Here is a 19425-nt window from a genome sequence, read left to right as displayed (position 1 = left end):
GAGTTACGAAAGGTTTCAATTCTATCCGTAGCTGCCGCCGTTGTCTTTAAGATTCAGGAGCGTAGTGCATGGAGTTCAGTGTAAAAAGCGGTAGCCCGGAGAAACAGCGGAGTGCCTGCATCGTTGTGGGCGTCTTTGAACCACGCCGACTCTCCCCGATCGCCGAGCAACTCGATAAAATCAGTGACGGCTATATTAGCGCCCTGCTGCGCCGTGGCGAACTGGAAGGCAAACCTGGGCAGACGCTGTTACTGCACCATGTTCCGAACGTACTGTCAGAACGTATTCTGCTGATTGGCTGCGGCAAAGAACGCGAGCTGGATGAACGTCAGTATAAGCAGGTGATTCAGAAAACGATTAATACGCTGAATGACACCGGTTCAATGGAAGCCGTCTGCTTCCTGACAGAGCTGCACGTTAAGGGGCGTAACACCTACTGGAAAGTGCGCCAGGCGGTCGAAACGGCAAAAGAGAGCCTGTACAGCTTCGATCAGCTGAAGACCAATAAAAGCGAGCCGCGTCGTCCGCTGCGTAAAATGGTCTTTAACGTGCCAACCCGTCGCGAGCTGACCAGCGGCGAGCGCGCCATTCAGCATGGTCTGGCCATTGCTGCCGGCATTAAAGCCGCCAAAGATCTCGGCAACATGCCGCCTAACATCTGTAACGCCGCGTACCTGGCTTCGCAGGCGCGTCAGTTGGCTGACGCCTACAGCAAGAATGTCATTACCCGCGTCATCGGCGAACAGCAGATGAAAGAGCTGGGGATGCACTCTTATCTGGCGGTCGGTAACGGCTCTCAGAACGAATCCCTGATGTCCGTTATCGAGTACAAGGGCAATCCGTCCGAAGACGCGCGCCCTATCGTGCTCGTCGGTAAAGGCCTGACCTTCGACTCCGGCGGTATTTCCATCAAGCCTGCCGAAGGCATGGATGAGATGAAGTACGACATGTGCGGCGCGGCGGCGGTTTATGGCGTGATGCGCATGGTAGCGGAGCTTCAGCTGCCGATTAACGTGATTGGTGTACTGGCAGGCTGCGAAAACATGCCTGGCGGTCGCGCTTATCGTCCGGGAGACGTCCTGACCACCATGTCCGGGCAGACGGTTGAAGTACTGAACACCGACGCCGAAGGCCGTCTGGTACTCTGTGACGTGCTGACCTACGTTGAGCGCTTCGAGCCGGAAGCGGTGATTGACGTCGCCACGCTCACCGGCGCCTGTGTGATTGCGCTGGGCCACCACATCACTGGCCTGATGTCGAACCATAATCCGCTGGCGCACGAGCTTATCGGTGCCTCGGAGCAGGCCGGTGACCGCGCATGGCGTCTGCCACTGGGTGACGAGTATCAGGATCAGCTGGAATCTAACTTTGCGGATATGGCAAACATCGGCGGACGTCCTGGCGGGGCGATCACCGCGGGCTGCTTCCTGGCACGCTTCACCCGCAAGTACAACTGGGCGCACCTGGATATCGCGGGCACCGCATGGCGCTCCGGTAAGGCCAAAGGCGCAACCGGTCGTCCGGTGGCGCTGCTGTCGCAGTTCCTGCTCAATCGTGCGGGTTTTAACGGCGACGAGTGATGTAAAGCGCCGGGTGGCGGCTTCGCCTTACCCGGCCTACAACGTCACTCACCCTAGGCCGGGTAAGCGCAGCGCCACCCGGCTTTGCATTTAAATCCACGACAAGAAGCCCCATATATGAAGAATGCAACGTTCTACCTTCTGGACAACGACACCCACCAGGATGGCCTCAGCGCCGTTGAACAGCTGGTGTGTGAAATTGCCGCAGAACGTTGGCGCGCAGGTAAACGCGTTCTGATTGCCTGTGAAGATGAACAGCAGGCTATCCGTCTTGACGAAGCGCTGTGGGCGCGCCCGCCGGAGAGTTTTGTGCCGCATAACCTGTCAGGCGAAGGTCCACGCGGCGGCGCACCGGTAGAAATTGCCTGGCCGCAAAAGCGCAACAGCAGCGCGCGCGATATTCTGATTAGCCTGCGGAGAGATTTTGCAGATTTTGCCACCGCTTTCACAGAAGTGGTAGACTTTGTCCCTTACGAAGAATCTTTGAAACAACTGGCGCGCGAACGCTATAAAGCGTACCGCCTGGCTGGTTTTAACCTGAATACGGCAACCTGGAAATAATGGAAAAGACATATAACCCACGCGATATCGAACAGCCGCTTTACGAGCACTGGGAACAGCAGGGCTATTTCAAGCCTAACGGCGATGAAAGCAAAGAGTCCTTCTGCATCATGATCCCGCCGCCGAACGTCACCGGCAGTTTGCATATGGGTCATGCTTTCCAGCAGACCATCATGGACACCATGATCCGCTACCAGCGCATGCAGGGTAAAAACACCCTGTGGCAGGCGGGGACTGACCACGCGGGTATCGCGACCCAGATGGTGGTTGAGCGTAAAATTGCCGCTGAAGAAGGGAAAACCCGCCACGACTATGGTCGCGACGCGTTCATCGACAAAATCTGGCAGTGGAAAGCGGAATCTGGCGGCACCATTACCCGTCAGATGCGCCGTCTCGGTAACTCCGTGGACTGGGAGCGCGAGCGCTTCACCATGGATGAAGGCCTGTCCAACGCCGTTAAAGAAGTCTTCGTCCGCCTCTACAAAGAAGACCTGATTTACCGTGGCAAGCGCCTGGTAAACTGGGACCCGAAACTGCGTACCGCAATCTCCGACCTGGAAGTGGAAAACCGCGAGTCTAAAGGCTCCATGTGGCATATCCGCTATCCGCTGGCCGACGGTGCAAAAACTGCAGACGGTAAAGATTACCTGGTGGTCGCGACGACCCGTCCAGAAACCCTGCTGGGCGATACCGGTGTCGCCGTTAACCCGGAAGATCCGCGTTATAAAGATTTGATCGGCAAATTCGTGGTGTTGCCGCTGGTTAACCGCCGTATTCCGATTGTGGGCGACGAACATGCCGACATGGAAAAAGGCACCGGCTGCGTGAAAATCACCCCGGCGCACGACTTCAACGACTACGAAGTCGGTCGTCGTCACGCCCTGCCGATGATCAACATTCTGACCTTCGACGGCGATATCCGCGAAAGCGCAGAAGTGTATGACACCAAAGGTGAAGAATCCGACGTCTACTCCAGCGACATTCCGGCTGAGTTCCAGAAGCTGGAACGTTTTGCCGCGCGTAAAGCGATTGTTGCTGCAGTAGATGCTCTCGGCCTGCTGGAAGAGATCAAACCTCACGACCTGACTGTGCCATACGGCGACCGTGGTGGTGTGGTTATCGAGCCAATGCTGACCGACCAGTGGTACGTGCGTGCCGACGTGCTGGCGAAACCGGCTGTTGAAGCGGTTGAGAACGGCAGCATCCAGTTCGTGCCGAAGCAGTACGAAAACATGTACTTCTCCTGGATGCGCGATATTCAGGACTGGTGTATCTCCCGTCAGCTGTGGTGGGGTCACCGCATCCCGGCATGGTACGACAACGAAGGCAATGTCTACGTTGGCCGCACCGAAGACGAAGTGCGTCAGGAAAACAACCTGAGCGCGGATGTTGCCCTGCGTCAGGACGAAGACGTGCTGGACACCTGGTTCTCCTCTGCGCTGTGGACCTTCTCCACGCTCGGCTGGCCGGAAAATACCGACGCGCTGCGTCAGTTCCACCCAACCAGCGTGATGGTGTCCGGTTTCGACATCATCTTCTTCTGGATTGCCCGCATGATCATGATGACCATGCACTTCATCAAAGACGAAGACGGCAAGCCGCAGGTTCCGTTCCATACCGTCTACATGACCGGTCTGATCCGCGACGACGAAGGCCAGAAGATGTCCAAGTCCAAGGGCAACGTGATTGACCCGCTGGACATGGTTGACGGTATCTCTCTGGAAGACCTGCTGGAAAAACGTACCGGCAACATGATGCAGCCTCAGCTGGCTGAGAAAATCCGCAAGCGCACCGAGAAGCAGTTCCCGAACGGGATTGAACCGCACGGTACCGACGCCCTGCGCTTCACCCTGGCAGCACTGGCCTCGACCGGCCGCGACATTAACTGGGACATGAAGCGCCTGGAAGGTTACCGTAACTTCTGTAACAAACTGTGGAACGCCAGCCGCTTCGTGCTGATGAACACGGAAGATCAGGATTGCGGCTTCAACGGCGGCGACATGACGCTGTCTCTGGCAGACCGCTGGATCCTGGCGGAATTCAACCAGACGGTGAAAGCGTTCCGCGAGGCGCTGGACAGCTACCGCTTCGATATCGCGGCGGGCATACTGTATGAATTCACCTGGAACCAGTTCTGCGACTGGTATCTGGAGCTGGCGAAACCGGTAATGAACGGCGGTACCGAAGCAGAGCTGCGCGGCACGCGTAATACGCTGATCACCGTTCTGGAAGGTCTGCTGCGCCTGGCGCATCCGGTCATTCCATTTATCACCGAAACCATCTGGCAGCGCGTGAAGGTCATTGCAGGCATCAATGCTGACACCATCATGCTGCAGCCGTTCCCGGAATTCGATGCGGCGAAAGTCGATGACGCAGCATCAGCGGATACCGAGTGGCTGAAGCAGGCGATCGTTGCGGTACGTAACGTCCGCGCTGAAATGAACATCGCCCCGGGTAAACCACTGGAGCTGCTGCTGCGCGGTTGCAGCGAAGCGGCGGTTCGTCGTGTCACCGAGAACAACACCTTCCTGAAAACCATGGCGCGTCTGGAAAGCATCACCGTGCTGCCTGCTGATGACAAAGGTCCGGTATCCGTGACCAAAATCATCGACGGCGCCGAGCTGCTGATCCCAATGGCGGGTCTCATCGACAAAGACGCAGAGCTGGCTCGTCTGGCGAAAGAAGTGGCGAAAGTCGACGTGGAAATTGGCAAAATCGAAGGCAAGCTGGCGAACGAAGGCTTTGTCGCCCGTGCACCAGAGGCGGTCATCGCGAAAGAGCGTGAGCGTCTGGTTGCCTTCGCCGATGCGAAGACCAAGCTGATTGAGCAGCAGGCGGTAATTGCAGCCCTGTAATGCTATTACCCCTTACGCTTCAGGGCGTAAGGGGTATCCTTCCTGAAAACTCCTCGCTTGCACTCCCCTTTCTGCGGTGCTATTAACAGCAGTTGTGTGTCAATTTTTGTAATGAGTAATGCTATGAGCGTGATTACCCCCGTCGCGACGACGATGCGTCGGATCGCTGTGCAGGACAACCCGGCTATCGCCGCCGTTATCCGTACGGTTTCTGCCGAATATGGCCTGACGGCTGATAAAGGCTACACGGTTGCCGACCCGAATCTGGACGAGCTGTTCCAGCTGTACAGCCAGCCGGGCCATGCCTACTGGATAATCGAGCAGAACGGCCAGGTGGTGGGCGGCGGCGGCGTCGCACCTCTCAGCTGCAGCGAGCCGGATATCTGTGAACTACAGAAAATGTATTTCCTGCCAGCGGCGCGCGGGCAAGGTCTGGCGAAAAAGCTGGCGCTGGTGGCCCTGGACCACGCGCGAACTCAGGGTTTTAAACGCTGTTACCTCGAAACCACCGCCTTCCTCAAAGAAGCCATTGGCCTGTATGAACATCTGGGCTTTGAGCATATTGATGCGCCGCTGGGTTGTACCGGCCACGTTGATTGCGAAGTCAGGATGCTGAAAAGTCTGTAATTATCTTTGCTGCCCTCTTCTGTTAAGCGGCGCTGAACTGAATGCTCTACACTCTCAGTTCACACCACAACGGGGGAAACACGATGTCAACGATAAAAAGCTACGCCGCACCGCAGGCGGGTGCAGAGCTTGAGCTGTACGAATACGATGCGGGCGAACTAAAAGCAGAAGACGTCGAAGTACAGGTTGATTACTGCGGGATCTGCCACTCGGATCTCTCGATGATCGACAACGAATGGGGCTTTTCAAGCTATCCACTGGTTGCCGGGCACGAAGTCATTGGCCGCGTCGTGGCGCTCGGTAGCGCCGCGCAGGACAAAGGGCTGAAAGTGGGCCAGCGCGTGGGCATTGGCTGGACGGCACGTAGCTGCGGCCACTGCGATGCCTGTATCAGCGGGAATCAGATCAACTGCCTCGAAGGCGCCGTTCCCACCATTCTGAACAAAGGCGGTTTTGCCGACAAACTACGCGCCGACTGGCAATGGGTCATCCCGCTGCCGGACAGCATTGATATCGAATCCGCCGGTCCGCTCCTGTGCGGCGGTATCACCGTCTTCAAACCCCTGCTGATGCACCATATTACCGCTACCAGCCGCGTGGGCGTCATCGGTATTGGCGGCCTGGGGCATATCGCCATCAAACTGCTGCACGCGATGGGCTGTGAAGTCACGGCGTTCAGCTCGAACCCAGCCAAAGAGAAAGAAGTGCTGGCAATGGGTGCAGATAAAGTCGTGAACAGCCGCGATCCTGAAGCCCTGAACGCGCTGGCGGGGCAGTTTGACCTGATCATTAACACCGTTAACGTCGATCTCAACTGGCAGCCGTACTTTGAAGCACTGGCCTACGGCGGCAACTTCCACACCGTAGGGGCAGTCATGAAGCCGCTGCCGGTTCCGGCGTTTACCCTGATCGGCGGGGATCGCAGCGTGTCCGGTTCCGCAACCGGTACGCCGTATGAGTTGCGCAAGCTGATGAAGTTTGCCGGACGCACCAAAGTGGCCCCAACCACCGAGCTGTATCCGATGTCGAAAATCAACGAAGCCATCCAGCATGTGCGCGACGGCAAAGCTCGTTATCGCGTGGTGTTGAAAGCGGATTTTTGATGTGATTGTGCCGGGTGGCGGCTTCGCCTTACCCGGCCTACTTTGCTATTTCGCTAACGTGTTAAACACCTCTGCCACCGCGACCGCTCCCGGATCCATCACGCCGTCCAGATTCTCTTTGTTCACATACGATGAGCGCCCTGCACCGGCTTTCTCCATTTTCGCCGTTGCCTCTGCCCCCTGTTGTGCCGCCAGCGCTGCCGCCTGAAGATCGCCTTTCTGCAAGGCTTCCAGCGCCGGTTGCAGCGCATCGATCAGCGTGCGATCGCCGAGATCCGCCCCGCCGTACTGCTTCATCTGCGCCAGACCGCTCAGCAACGCTTCCGGTAGCGGTTGTCCATCGTGAAGCTTTTGCCCGGCCGCGGTAAAGAAGATCGACATCAGTACCCCGCTCGATCCGCCCATCACCGTGGCCAGCCGCTCGCCCACCAGCAACAGTAGCGTCGACACATCATTAAGTGGAAGTTTGTCCTCCTCCAGGCGCTGCGCAATATCCCGGGCACCTTGCGCAAAGGTAGAGCCGGTATCACCATCCCCCACTTTTGCATCCAGCGCGTTAAGACGATTTTCTAGCTGGATCAGCGTCTTCGTTACCGAGGCGACATACTCACCAACCTGCGGATTGACTGATGGGGCGTATTCCACACGATCATGAATGGCGCTATGCGCCACGGTACGCAGCGGTGCAAACGCCACCGGCTTCTGCCAGCCCAGCGTTTCGACCTCGGCGTGAATCGCCTTTTCGAAGAAATCGTTGAGCTTCAGCAGCGTCAGAGAAAAACCTTTCATATCTAGCGCGCTGACCAGCGGTGCAGGGCCAATCAGGTAGGCGATCTCCTCTTTCAGTGCCGAGTGCGCCAGCTCTTTCGTCAGCAGCGCCATCTCCAGCGCCGATACGCCACCAAGATTGTTAATCAATACCGCAAAGCGCCCCTTACCCGCCTGCGCCCTCAACGGTGCCACCAGCGTGTCGATAATCGCTTTGCTGTTTTGCGTATCCACCACGGAAGCTCCGGGCTCGCCGTGAATGCCAAGACCCAGCTCGACGCGGCCTTGTTTAATGCGCCCCTCTTCATCGTCGCTGCCCGGCAGGTTACAGGTTTGCATCGCCACGCCCAGGCTCCAGAGGTTGTCGCAGGCCTGCTGCGCAATATCCCGCACTTCACTCAGCGATTTCCCGTGCTCCGCCGCATAGCCCGCAATTTTGTGTACCAGTGCCGTACCGGCAATACCGCGCGGCTGCTTGTTATCCGGCAGCGCGATGTCGTCCGCCACAATCACCATCTCCACCTTCAGACCGTAGCGCTTGGCCTTTTCAGCCGCCAGGCCGAAGTTCAGGCGGTCACCGGTATAGTTTTTGACGATCAGCAAGCAGCCGCGATCGCCCGTGACCGCGACGATGGCATTCAATACCGCATCCACGCTCGGCGAGGCAAACAGATCGCCACACACTGCCGCCGTCAACATGCCTTTACCGACAAACCCGGCGTGCGCGGGTTCGTGGCCTGAGCCACCGCCAGAGATCACCGCCACACGGCTTTTGTCCCAGTCGCCGCGCGCGACGATCCTGATGGCCGGATCGACATCGAGTTTGACAAGGTTGGCGTGCGGTGCAGAGAGCAGTATGCCTTCAATGGCATCGTTGACCAGCTGTTTGCGGTCGTTAAAGAAGAATCTGGACATAGTTTCCCACTATTTTATGAACCGTATGCAAAAGCATAGTCCGCGCTGGATAATGCGCCGCAAAGTCAGCAATTTACTCAGCCAAATTGCCGTCAGGTTGCCTATACTGCACCCAGGACTAAGAGAGGAAGCGCATCATGAGTACACCATTGTTAATTGCCCGGACGCTGGAAAAAGAGCTGTATTTATTGCCCGCGATGGCGAACCGCCACGGTCTGATCACCGGTGCGACCGGGACGGGGAAAACCGTGACCCTGCAAAAGCTGGCGGAGTCGCTTTCAGAGATTGGCGTACCGGTCTTTATGGCTGACGTGAAAGGCGATTTAACCGGTGTGGCTCAGGAGGGTACCGCCTCTGAAAAACTGCTCGAACGGCTGAAGAATATTGGCATCACGGACTGGACCCCACGCAGCAACCCGGTGGTTGTTTGGGACATCTTCGGCGAGAAAGGTCACCCAGTACGCGCCACTGTCTCCGATCTCGGCCCGCTGCTGCTGGCCCGCCTGCTTAACCTCAACGACGTGCAGTCCGGTGTGCTGAATATTATCTTCCGCATTGCCGATGACCAGGGTCTGCTGCTGCTTGATTTCAAAGATCTGCGGGCCATTACCCAATACATCGGCGATAACGCGAAATCCTTCCAGAACCAGTACGGCAATATTAGCAGCGCGTCGGTGGGAGCCATTCAGCGCGGATTACTGACCCTGGAGCAACAGGGGGCTGAACACTTCTTCGGCGAGCCCATGCTGGATATCAAAGACTGGATGCGCACCGACAGCAGCGGCAAAGGCATCATCAACATTCTGAGCTCAGAGAAGCTCTACCAGATGCCGAAACTCTACGCCGCCAGCCTGCTGTGGATGCTCTCAGAGCTTTACGAGCAGCTCCCCGAAGCGGGCGATCTGGAAAAACCGAAGCTGGTGTTCTTCTTTGACGAAGCGCATCTGCTGTTCAACGACGCGCCGCAGGTCCTGCTGGATAAGATTGAACAGGTCATTCGCCTGATCCGCTCCAAAGGCGTCGGCGTCTGGTTTGTTTCGCAAAACCCGTCGGATATTCCGGACAACGTACTGGGCCAGCTCGGCAACCGCGTGCAGCACGCCCTGCGCGCCTTTACGCCGAAAGATCAAAAAGCGGTGAAAGCCGCGGCGCAAACCATGCGCACCAATCCTGCCTTTGATACCGAAACAGCGATTCAGGCGTTAGGCACCGGTGAAGCGCTGATCTCGTTCCTTGATGCCAAGGGCAGCCCGTCCGTTGTGGAACGCGCAATGGTGATCGCCCCCTGCTCGCGCATGGGGCCAGTGACGGACGACGAGCGCAACGGCCTGATTAACCACTCGCCGGTATACGGAAAATATGAAGACGAGGTGGATCGGGAGTCTGCGTTCGAGATGCTGCAAAAAGGCGTGCAGTCGACAACGGAATCGCAGGATGCGCCTGCCGCTAAAGGGCAGTCTGTCGCGGTGGATGACGGTATTCTCGGTGGACTCAAAGACATCCTGTTCGGCAGCACCGGGCCGCGCGGCGGCAAGCGTGATGGCGTGGTGCAGACCATGGCGAAAAGTGCTGCACGGCAGGTCACGAATCAGATAGTGCGCGGTATGCTGGGGAGTTTGTTAGGCGGTCGTCGTCGGTAGACGGGGAACCCACGGGCGGCCAAGCGCCGAGCCCTGTACGCCATTCTCCTGCAGATAGCGGTCGATTTCCACCATCCCCGTCCAGCGGTTCTCACACCATAGCGGTGCCAGAAGCGTTGGGCGGCGGGCGCTGGCGGAGATGCGATGGTAAATAATCTCCGGCGGCGTATGGCGAATCATCTCTCCCGCCGTCACCGTATACTCGTCGAGTTCGATGCCGTTTAACCGACCGGCTTCCCAGGCTTTCGCCATGATGCTGCCCTTCACGATATGCAGCGGGTGCAGCTTGATACCGTCCACGCCGGTCTCAACCACTTTTTCCAGCGTCTCCAGGCCATGCTGTTGACCTTCGCCAGGCAACCCGACAATCAGGTGCGAGCAGACTTTTAGCCCGCGCTCGCGCGCCAGACGCGTAGTGCGTTGGTAGCAGGCGAAATCATGGCCACGGTTGATTCGGCGCAGGGTTTTGTCATGCGCGGTCTGTAAACCCAGTTCCAGCCAGATCTCATAGCCTTGATCTTTATACTCGCTGAGCAGGTCCAGCACCGCGTCCGGCACGCAGTCCGGGCGCGTCCCCACGCACAGTCCGACAATATTGGCCTGAGTGACCGCCTGCTGATACATGGAACGCAGCACCTGCACTTCCGCCCATGTGCTGGTGTAGGCCTGAAAATAGGCCAGATATTGTTTGGCGCGGTTGACCAGGCTTGCCTGATGGGCAAGCTGTTCCGCGATGGAGTTATGCTGCTGCGCCTCGTCGGCGAACGAAGCCACGTTACAGAAAGTGCAGCCGCCGCGCCCGATGGTGCCATCGCGATTCGGGCAGCTAAAACCGCCGTGCAGCGTCAGCTTGTGAACCTTTTGCCCATAACGCTGCAAAAGATCCCCACCAAACATATTGACTAATTTCTGTAACTGCATAATCTGATAGACCGTCCCGGAGAAAGGGGACAAGCCTGCCATTTTTAGCCTCTGTCGGCGATGACCTGGATCAATCGTCCCGGGCGGCCTTTATCTATATGAATAAATAATCAAGATTACTGCAATTTCATTCACGCAATCCGTAATTACTTTTCCTTATGTTCTGATGGTTTTTTTTATTTATAGTGCCCACACTGAAAAACAGTGACTTTATGCGGGTTCACACCTCGCACCAGATTATTATTCTGCTATAAATCTGCTATTCAGCACGCTGCATCGATAATACCGCTTTCATATAGTGAGTCAGATCACACTCCGCTGCGTCCTGCCAGGGCATACAATCAATGTAAAATTAGTTAAATACTGTTTATATACAAATAGATAGCACCTCTTTAGCACATTTTTGTATAAATAAGATTGCCATTTGACCTGTGTACCAATTCCCGATAACTTGGAAATCCGCTGGAAGCTTTCTGGATGAGCGGCCTGCTCATCATATTTATGCAGTAATTGAGATTCCCTCTGAAGCAAGTCCTCAAACTTGTTTACCTGCGCGAAAGGATGAAAAAGAGGGCGAATGCGAGGTCCGCGTATGAAACGCAAACCCCGTCGCCATGCTCTTTCTGCGCCTGTGCGCCACGGTAAAGTTCAGTGGGAAGCCCGACGAGCCTGGGGAGGTTCACTGATATGTTGTACGATAAATCCCTTGAGAAGGATAACTGTGGTTTCGGCCTGATCGCCCACATAGAAGGCGAACCTAGCCACAAGGTAGTGCGTACTGCTATTCACGCACTGGCCCGAATGCAGCACCGTGGCGCCATCCTTGCCGATGGTAAAACCGGCGACGGTTGCGGCCTGCTGCTGCAAAAACCCGATCGTTTCTTCCGCATCGTGGCGGAAGAGCGCGGCTGGCGTTTAGCCAAAAACTACGCTGTCGGTATGCTGTTCCTGAACCAGGATCCTGAAAAGGCTGCTGCCTCACGCCGCATCGTCGAAGAAGAACTTCAGCGTGAAACCCTGTCTATTGTCGGCTGGCGTAATGTGCCAACCAACGAAGGGGTGCTCGGTGAAATCGCCCTCTCCTCGCTGCCTCGCATTGAACAGATTTTCGTTAATGCGCCTGCGGGCTGGCGTCCACGTGATATGGAACGCCGTCTGTTCATCGCTCGCCGCCGCATTGAAAAACGTCTCCAGGACGATAAAGAGTTCTACGTCTGTAGCCTCTCTAACCTGGTGAACATCTATAAAGGTCTGTGTATGCCGGCTGACCTGCCGCGCTTTTACCTGGACCTGGCGGACCTGCGTCTGGAATCGGCCATTTGCCTGTTCCACCAGCGCTTCTCCACCAACACCGTACCTCGCTGGCCGCTGGCTCAGCCGTTCCGCTATCTGGCGCACAACGGCGAGATCAACACCATTACCGGTAACCGCCAGTGGGCCCGCGCCCGTACCTATAAATTCCAGACGCCACTGATCCCTGACCTGCACGATGCCGCGCCGTTCGTGAACGAAACCGGCTCTGACTCCAGCTCCATGGATAACATGCTGGAACTGCTGCTGGCGGGCGGGATGGACATCGTTCGCGCCATGCGTCTGCTCGTGCCGCCGGCCTGGCAGAACAACCCGGATATGGATCCGGAGCTGCGCGCGTTCTTCGACTTTAACTCCATGCATATGGAGCCGTGGGATGGTCCGGCGGGCATCGTTATGTCCGACGGCCGTTTTGCTGCCTGTAACCTGGACCGTAACGGCCTGCGTCCTGCGCGCTACGTCATCACCAAAGACAAGCTCATCACCTGCGCCTCTGAAGTCGGTATCTGGGATTACCAGCCTGACGAAGTGGTCGAGAAGGGCCGCGTCGGCCCGGGCGAGCTGATGGTTATCGATACTCGCGGTGGGCGCATTCTGCACTCAGCCGAAACCGATCACGATCTGAAAAGCCGCCATCCGTACAAAGAGTGGATGGAGAAGAACGTGCGTCGCCTCGTGCCGTTCGAAGATTTATCGGATGAAGAAGTGGGTCGTCGCGAACTGGACGACGACATGCTTGCGAGCTTCCAGAAACAGTTTAACTACAGCGCGGAAGAGCTGGACTCTGTTATTCGCGTGCTCGGTGAAAACGGCCAGGAAGCGGTCGGATCCATGGGTGACGATACCCCGTTTGCCGTGCTCTCCAGCCAGCCGCGCATCATTTATGACTACTTCCGCCAGCAGTTCGCGCAGGTCACCAACCCGCCAATCGACCCGCTGCGTGAAGCGCACGTCATGTCGCTGGCCACCAGCATTGGTCGCGAGATGAACGTCTTCTGCGAAGCCGAAGGCCAGGCGCACCGTCTGACCTTTAAATCGCCGATCCTGCTGTACTCTGATTTTAAACAGCTCACCACCATGAAAGAGGAGCACTACCGCGCCGACACGCTCGACATTACGTTTGACGTGAACGAATCGAGCCTCGAAGAGACGGTGAATGCGCTGTGTGACAAAGCCGAACAGATGGTACGTAACGGTACCGTTCTGCTGGTGCTTTCTGACCGTAATATCGCGAAAAACCGTCTGCCTGTCCCTGCGCCAATGGCGGTAGGTGCTATCCAGACGCGTCTGGTCGACAAAAGCCTGCGCTGCGATGCCAACATCATTGTTGAAACCGCCAGCGCCCGCGACCCGCACCACTTTGCCGTGCTGTTAGGCTTTGGTGCGACGGCGATTTATCCATACCTGGCCTACGAAACGCTGGCCCGTCTGGTGGATACCCGCGCGATCGACAAAGACTACCGTGCAGTGATGCTGAACTACCGTAACGGCATCAACAAAGGTCTGTACAAGATCATGTCCAAAATGGGCATCTCGACCATTGCTTCCTACCGCTGCTCGAAGCTGTTTGAAGCGGTCGGTCTGCATGACGAGGTAGCCAACCTCTGCTTCCAGGGCGTGGTCAGCCGCATTGGCGGCGCCGGTTTTGCTGACTTCCAGCAGGATCTGGTGAACCTGTCAAAACGCGCCTGGCTGGCACGCAAGCCGCTGGATCAGGGCGGTCTGCTGAAATACGTTCACGGCGGTGAGTATCATGCTTACAACCCGGACGTGGTGCGCACGCTGCAGCAGGCGGTTCAGAGCGGCGAATACAGTGATTATCAGCAGTACGCTGAGCTGGTCAACAACCGCCCGGCAGCGACGCTGCGCGACCTCATTGCCCTCAATCCGGGTGATGAAGCGGTCAGCATTGACGAGGTTGAACCTGCATCCGAACTGTTCAAACGCTTCGACACCGCGGCGATGTCCATCGGCGCGCTGAGTCCTGAAGCCCACGAGGCGCTGGCGGAAGCCATGAACAGCATCGGCGGTAACTCCAACTCCGGCGAAGGCGGTGAAGATCCGGCGCGTTACGGCACCAACAAAGTGTCACGTATCAAGCAGGTGGCATCCGGTCGTTTTGGCGTGACGCCGGCGTACCTGGTTAACGCCGACGTGATTCAGATTAAAGTTGCTCAGGGTGCTAAACCGGGCGAAGGCGGTCAGTTGCCGGGTGATAAAGTTACCCCGTACATCGCCAAACTGCGCTATTCGGTACCGGGCGTGACGCTGATCTCCCCGCCGCCGCACCATGATATCTACTCTATCGAGGACTTAGCGCAGCTGATTTTCGACCTGAAACAGGTCAACCCGAAAGCGATGATCTCCGTGAAGCTGGTTTCCGAACCGGGCGTTGGTACCATCGCCACCGGTGTGGCGAAAGCCTATGCGGATCTCATCACCATCGCCGGCTACGACGGCGGCACCGGTGCAAGCCCGCTCTCCTCCGTGAAATACGCGGGTTGTCCGTGGGAGCTTGGCCTGGTAGAAACCCAGCAGGCGCTGGTGGCTAACGGTCTGCGTCACAAGATCCGCCTGCAGGTGGATGGCGGCCTGAAAACCGGCCTCGACATCATCAAAGCAGCGATTCTGGGTGCTGAAAGCTTCGGCTTCGGTACCGGCCCAATGGTTGCGCTTGGCTGTAAATACCTGCGTATTTGCCACCTGAACAACTGCGCAACCGGTGTTGCGACCCAGGACGAGAAGCTGCGTAAGAACCACTATCACGGCCTGCCGTTCAAAGTGACCAACTACTTTGACTTCATCGCCCGTGAAACCCGCGAGCTGATGGCGCAGCTGGGCGTGAAGCGCCTGGTGGACCTGATTGGTCGTACCGATCTGCTCAAAGAGCTGGAAGGTTTCACCGCCAAGCAGCAGAAGCTGGAGCTGGGCAACCTGCTGGAAACCGCGCAGCCGCATCCTGGCAAAGCGGTTTACTGCACCGAGAACAACCCGCCGTTCGATAACGGCGTGCTGAACGCGCAGCTGTTGCAGCAGGCGAAACCGTACGTGGACGACAAGCAGAGCAAAACGTTCTGGTTTGATATCCGCAACACCGACCGTTCCGTGGGTGCGTCCCTCTCCGGCTACATCGCGCAAACGCACGGTGACCAGGGGCTGGCAGCGGATCCGATCACCGCACACTTCAGCGGTACTGCGGGTCAGAGCTTTGGCGTGTGGAACGCAGGTGGCGTTGAGCTGTACCTGACTGGCGATGCCAACGACTACGTCGGTAAAGGCATGGCGGGCGGTCTGCTGGCGGTGCGTCCTCCGGTCGGCTCAGCCTTCCGCAGCCATGAAGCGAGCATCATCGGTAACACCTGCCTGTACGGCGCGACCGGCGGTCGTCTGTTTGCAGCGGGACGTGCAGGTGAACGTTTTGCGGTGCGTAACTCCGGTGCTATCACCGTAGTGGAAGGCATTGGCGATAACGGTTGTGAATACATGACGGGCGGGATTGTTTGCGTCCTGGGTAAAACCGGCGTGAACTTTGGCGCAGGCATGACGGGCGGTTTTGCGTACGTCCTGGATGAAGACGGTGAGTTCCGCAAACGCGTGAACCCGGAACTGGTGGAAGTGCTGGACGTTGATACGCTGGCCATCCACGAAGAACACCTGCGCGGTTTGATTACCGAACACGTGCAGCATACCGGTTCTTCGCGCGGCGAAGAGATCCTGGCGAACTGGCCGGCGTTCTCAGCGAAATTCGCGCTGGTTAAACCGAAGTCCAGCGATGTTAAAGCCCTGTTGGGTCACCGTAGTCGTAGCGCAGCAGAGCTGCGTGTGCAGGCGCAGTAAGGAATTCAGATGAGCCAGAACGTATACCAGTTTATCGACCTGCAGCGTGTTGATCCGCCAAAGAAACCGCTGAAGATCCGTAAAATTGAATTTGTAGAAATCTACGAGCCGTTTTCAGAAGGCCAGGCCAAAGCACAGGCAGACCGTTGCCTGTCCTGCGGTAACCCTTACTGCGAATGGAAATGCCCGGTCCACAACTACATCCCGAACTGGCTAAAGCTGGCCAACGAAGGGCGTATTTTTGAAGCCGCCGAGTTGTCTCACCAGACCAACACCCTGCCGGAAGTGTGCGGCCGCGTGTGTCCTCAGGACCGTCTGTGTGAGGGTTCCTGTACGCTGAACGACGAGTTTGGCGCAGTGACCATCGGTAACATTGAGCGCTATATCAACGATAAAGCGTTCGAGATGGGCTGGCGTCCGGATATGACCGGCGTGAAGCAAACCGACAAGCGTGTGGCGATCATCGGTGCAGGCCCGGCGGGCCTGGCCTGTGCGGACGTCCTGACCCGCAACGGCGTGAAGGCAGTGGTCTTTGACCGTCATCCGGAAATCGGCGGTCTGCTGACCTTCGGTATCCCGGCCTTCAAGCTGGAAAAAGAGGTCATGACCCGCCGCCGTGAAATTTTTACCGGTATGGGCATTGAGTTCAAACTGAACGTGGAAGTGGGCCGCGACGTGCAGCTCGACGACCTGCTGAAGGATTACGACGCCGTGTTCCTCGGCGTGGGCACCTATCAGTCCATGCGCGGGGGTCTGGAGAACGAAGATGCTCCAGGCGTATTTGACGCTCTGCCGTTCCTGATTGCCAATACCAAGCAGATCATGGGTTATGGCGAAACCGCCGAAGAGCCGTTTGTGAGCATGGAAGGCAAACGCGTGGTGGTGCTGGGCGGCGGTGATACCGCAATGGACTGCGTGCGTACCTCCATTCGTCAGAATGCGGCACACGTGATCTGCGCCTATCGTCGCGACGAAGAGAATATGCCGGGCTCTAAACGCGAAGTGAAAAACGCGCGTGAAGAGGGCGTGGAATTCCAGTTCAACATCCAGCCTCTGGGTATTGAAGTGAATGCCAACGGTAAAGTGAGCGGCGTGAAAATGGCGCGCACTGAGATGGGTGCGCCGGATGCGAAAGGCCGTCGTCGCGCAGAAATCGTGGCTGGCTCTGAACACGTGATCCCGGCCGATGCCGTGGTGATGGCGTTCGGTTTCCGTCCTCACAGCATGGAATGGCTGGCGAAGCACAGCGTTGAGCTGGATTCGCAGGGCCGCATCATTGCGCCAGAAGGAAGCGATAACGCGTTCCAGACCAGCAACCCGAAAATCTTCGCCGGTGGCGATATCGTTCGCGGTTCCGACCTGGTGGTGACGGCGATTGCCGAAGGCCGTAAAGCGGCTGACGGGATACTGAACTACCTGGAAGTGTAAAAAAACAGGCCCAATTGGGCCTGTTTTATTATTTCACGACGCGAAGAGCTGGACGACCACCGCGCGGCGGTGGATCGTCATCAGGATCATTGTCGTCGTGATGATCGGGCTTATCACCATCGATAAGCGACATCACCGTGTCGCTTTCGCGCTCATCAGCTGCATTGTCATCATTCAGGCTGGCAACATCTTCATCATACGCCGCTTCCGGCTCGAACATGGTACCCGCACCGTTTTCACGGGCGTAAATCGCCAGCACGGCAGCCAGCGGCACAGAAACCTGACGCGGGATACCGCCGAAACGCGCGTTAAAACGCACTTCGTCGTTTGCCAGTTCCAGGTTACCTACTGCACGCGGCGCAATGTTCAGCACGATCTGTCCGTCACGTGCGTATTCCATTGGAACCAGCACGCCCGGCAACGTCACATCCACAACCAGGTGCGGCGTGAGCTGGTTATCCAGCAGCCATTCATAGAAGGCGCGCAGCAGATACGGACGGCGTGGGGTTAATTGTGACATTTCCACAGTCATTAGCCTCGGCCGAGACGCATTTCACGTTCCGGTTCAGTTAAAGATGCCAGGAAAGAGTCGCGCTCAAATACGCGAGTCATATAGCCCTTCAGCTCTTTCGCTCCAGGGCCACTGAACTCAACCCCCAGGGTTGGCAGACGCCATAGCAACGGAGCCAGGTAGCAATCCACCAGGCTGAACTCATCGCTCAGGAAGAACGGTTTCTGGCCAAACACAGGTGCGATTGCCAGCAGTTCTTCACGCAGTTGTTTACGGGCAGCATCCGCTTCAGAAGAGGAACCGTTAACGATAACGTTCATCAGCGTGTACCAGTCTTTCTCGATACGCTGCATGTACAGGCGGCTTTCACCACGCGCGACAGGGTAAACAGGCATCAGTGGTGGATGCGGGAAACGCTCATCCAGATATTCCATAATGATACGGGATTCCCACAGGGTCAGCTCGCGATCCACCAGCGTCGGCACGCTTTGGCTCGGGTTGAGATCGATCAGATCCTGAGGCGGGTTATCCTTTTCCACATGCTCGATCTCAAAACTGACACCCTTCTCGGCCAGCACGATACGAACCTGATGGCTATAAATGTCAGTAGGACCAGAAAACAGCGTCATTACCGAACGTTTGTTGGCAGCGACAGCCATGAAAACCTCCAGGTATATTCAGAATTTTTACTGCTACCAGCCCAACAGGGGCCAGCCAGATGTTGTATCGCCCATCCCAGAGAAAACACATTGTTCAAGAATCGAACAAAAATCGAGTATTCACTGATATTTGGGCAGAAAATTGGATGATAGTTTACCAGATTTTGATGGCTTTGTGGTGAGGGGATTCTGGAAATGTGGAAAAAGAGAAGATATATGCATGGATATTGTGGATAACCTGCGCATTATCCATAAAAAAACCCGCCGAAGCGGGTTTTTCGCCAATCGTTCTGCGTGAGCAGAATGGATTAACGTTTGGAGAACTGTGGACGACGACGTGCTTTACGCAGACCCACTTTCTTACGTTCAACCTGACGCGCGTCACGAGTAACGAAGCCAGCTTTACGCAGTTCAGAACGCAGGGATTCGTCGTACTCCATCAGAGCGCGGGTGATACCGTGACGGATCGCACCTGCCTGACCGGAGATACCACCACCTTTAACGGTGATGTACAGATCCAGTTTTTCTACCATGTCAACCAGTTCCAGCGGCTGGCGAACTACCATGCGGGCAGTTTCGCGACCGAAGTATTGTTCCAGAGAACGCTGGTTGATTACGATTTTACCACTGCCCGGTTTGATGAAAACGCGAGCTGCGGAACTTTTGCGGCGACCAGTGCCGTAGTATTGATTTTCAGCCATTGCCTATA

At 56.8% G+C, this 19425-nt stretch carries 13 protein-coding genes; 8 read left to right on the top strand and 5 right to left on the bottom strand.

Translation table 11 applies throughout. The annotated features are described in order from the left end of the window. Positions 1-68: 68 nt before the first annotated feature. The 5 genes from pepA (at position 69) to ahr (ending at position 6726) form a co-directional block, all read left to right on the top strand. Positions 69-1580, top strand: coding sequence for a leucyl aminopeptidase (pepA, locus tag PYW49_RS09600; protein WP_023309366.1), 1512 nt, complete (start codon positions 69-71; stop codon positions 1578-1580). Between the two features lie 117 nt (positions 1581-1697). Next, on the top strand, positions 1698-2141 hold the full coding sequence (gene holC / locus PYW49_RS09595; protein ID WP_134347395.1) for a DNA polymerase III subunit chi: 444 nt from the start codon (positions 1698-1700) through the stop codon (positions 2139-2141). Then, positions 2141-4996 carry a valine--tRNA ligase gene (locus tag PYW49_RS09590; protein WP_320386329.1) on the top strand — a complete coding sequence of 952 codons (2856 nt, stop codon included), beginning with the start codon at positions 2141-2143 and terminating at the stop codon, positions 4994-4996. Before holC ends, PYW49_RS09590 begins: the two co-directional genes overlap by 1 nt. Before the next feature lie 123 nt (positions 4997-5119). After that, positions 5120-5623 carry a GNAT family N-acetyltransferase gene (locus tag PYW49_RS09585; RefSeq protein WP_134347393.1) on the top strand — a complete coding sequence of 168 codons (504 nt, stop codon included), beginning with the start codon at positions 5120-5122 and terminating at the stop codon, positions 5621-5623. An 83-nt stretch (positions 5624-5706) separates the two neighbouring features. Beyond that, the gene (ahr, locus tag PYW49_RS09580; RefSeq protein WP_320386328.1) at positions 5707-6726 is read left to right on the top strand and encodes an NADPH-dependent aldehyde reductase Ahr; all 1020 of its coding nucleotides are present in this window, start codon (positions 5707-5709) and stop codon (positions 6724-6726) included. A 45-nt stretch (positions 6727-6771) separates the two neighbouring features. Here the strand turns inward: ahr and PYW49_RS09575 are convergent, their stop codons facing one another. Further along, a complete protein-coding gene (locus tag PYW49_RS09575; protein WP_320386327.1) occupies positions 6772-8409 on the bottom strand; it encodes a dihydroxyacetone kinase subunit DhaK in 1638 nt (545 codons plus the stop codon). A 137-nt stretch (positions 8410-8546) separates the two neighbouring features. Here PYW49_RS09575 and PYW49_RS09570 point away from each other — a divergent pair, with 137 nt between their 5' ends. Further along, positions 8547-10049, top strand: a complete 1503-nt coding sequence (locus PYW49_RS09570; RefSeq protein ID WP_320386326.1) for a helicase HerA-like C-terminal domain-containing protein — start codon at positions 8547-8549, stop codon at positions 10047-10049. On the opposite strand, the gene PYW49_RS09565 is transcribed toward PYW49_RS09570, so the two are convergent. After that, positions 10029-10970, bottom strand: a complete 942-nt coding sequence (locus tag PYW49_RS09565; RefSeq protein ID WP_320386592.1) for a TIGR01212 family radical SAM protein — start codon at positions 10968-10970, stop codon at positions 10029-10031. The genes PYW49_RS09570 and PYW49_RS09565 overlap by 21 nt on opposite strands. A gap of 687 nt (positions 10971-11657) precedes the next feature. Here PYW49_RS09565 and gltB point away from each other — a divergent pair. Together gltB and gltD are read left to right on the top strand one after the other, a co-directional pair. Then, complete coding sequence (gene gltB, locus PYW49_RS09560; protein ID WP_320386325.1) at positions 11658-16118, top strand: glutamate synthase large subunit; 4461 nt, start codon at positions 11658-11660, stop codon at positions 16116-16118. Positions 16119-16127: 9 nt separating this feature from the next. Continuing rightward, positions 16128-17546: a glutamate synthase subunit GltD gene (gene gltD, locus PYW49_RS09555; RefSeq protein WP_134347388.1), complete on the top strand. Its 1419-nt coding sequence runs from the start codon at positions 16128-16130 to the stop codon at positions 17544-17546. Between the two features lie 28 nt (positions 17547-17574). On the opposite strand, the gene sspB is transcribed toward gltD, so the two are convergent. From sspB to rpsI, 3 genes are all read right to left on the bottom strand, one after another. Further along, positions 17575-18072, bottom strand: a complete 498-nt coding sequence (gene sspB, locus PYW49_RS09550; RefSeq protein ID WP_134347387.1) for a ClpXP protease specificity-enhancing factor — start codon at positions 18070-18072, stop codon at positions 17575-17577. Between the two features lie 5 nt (positions 18073-18077). Beyond that, positions 18078-18716 (bottom strand): stringent starvation protein SspA, encoded by a 639-nt coding sequence (gene sspA / locus PYW49_RS09545; RefSeq protein WP_014071978.1) that lies wholly within the window; start codon positions 18714-18716, stop codon positions 18078-18080. 308 nt (positions 18717-19024) lie between these two features. Then, positions 19025-19417, bottom strand: coding sequence for a 30S ribosomal protein S9 (gene rpsI / locus PYW49_RS09540; protein WP_003860436.1), 393 nt, complete (start codon positions 19415-19417; stop codon positions 19025-19027). Positions 19418-19425 lie beyond the last annotated feature (8 nt).

This window comes from Enterobacter chinensis, from assembly GCF_034008295.1.
Lineage (GTDB): Bacteria > Pseudomonadota > Gammaproteobacteria > Enterobacterales > Enterobacteriaceae > Enterobacter > Enterobacter chinensis.
The sequence above is the reverse complement of the archived record's forward strand: the minus strand, read 5'-3'. Positions and strand labels throughout refer to the sequence as shown.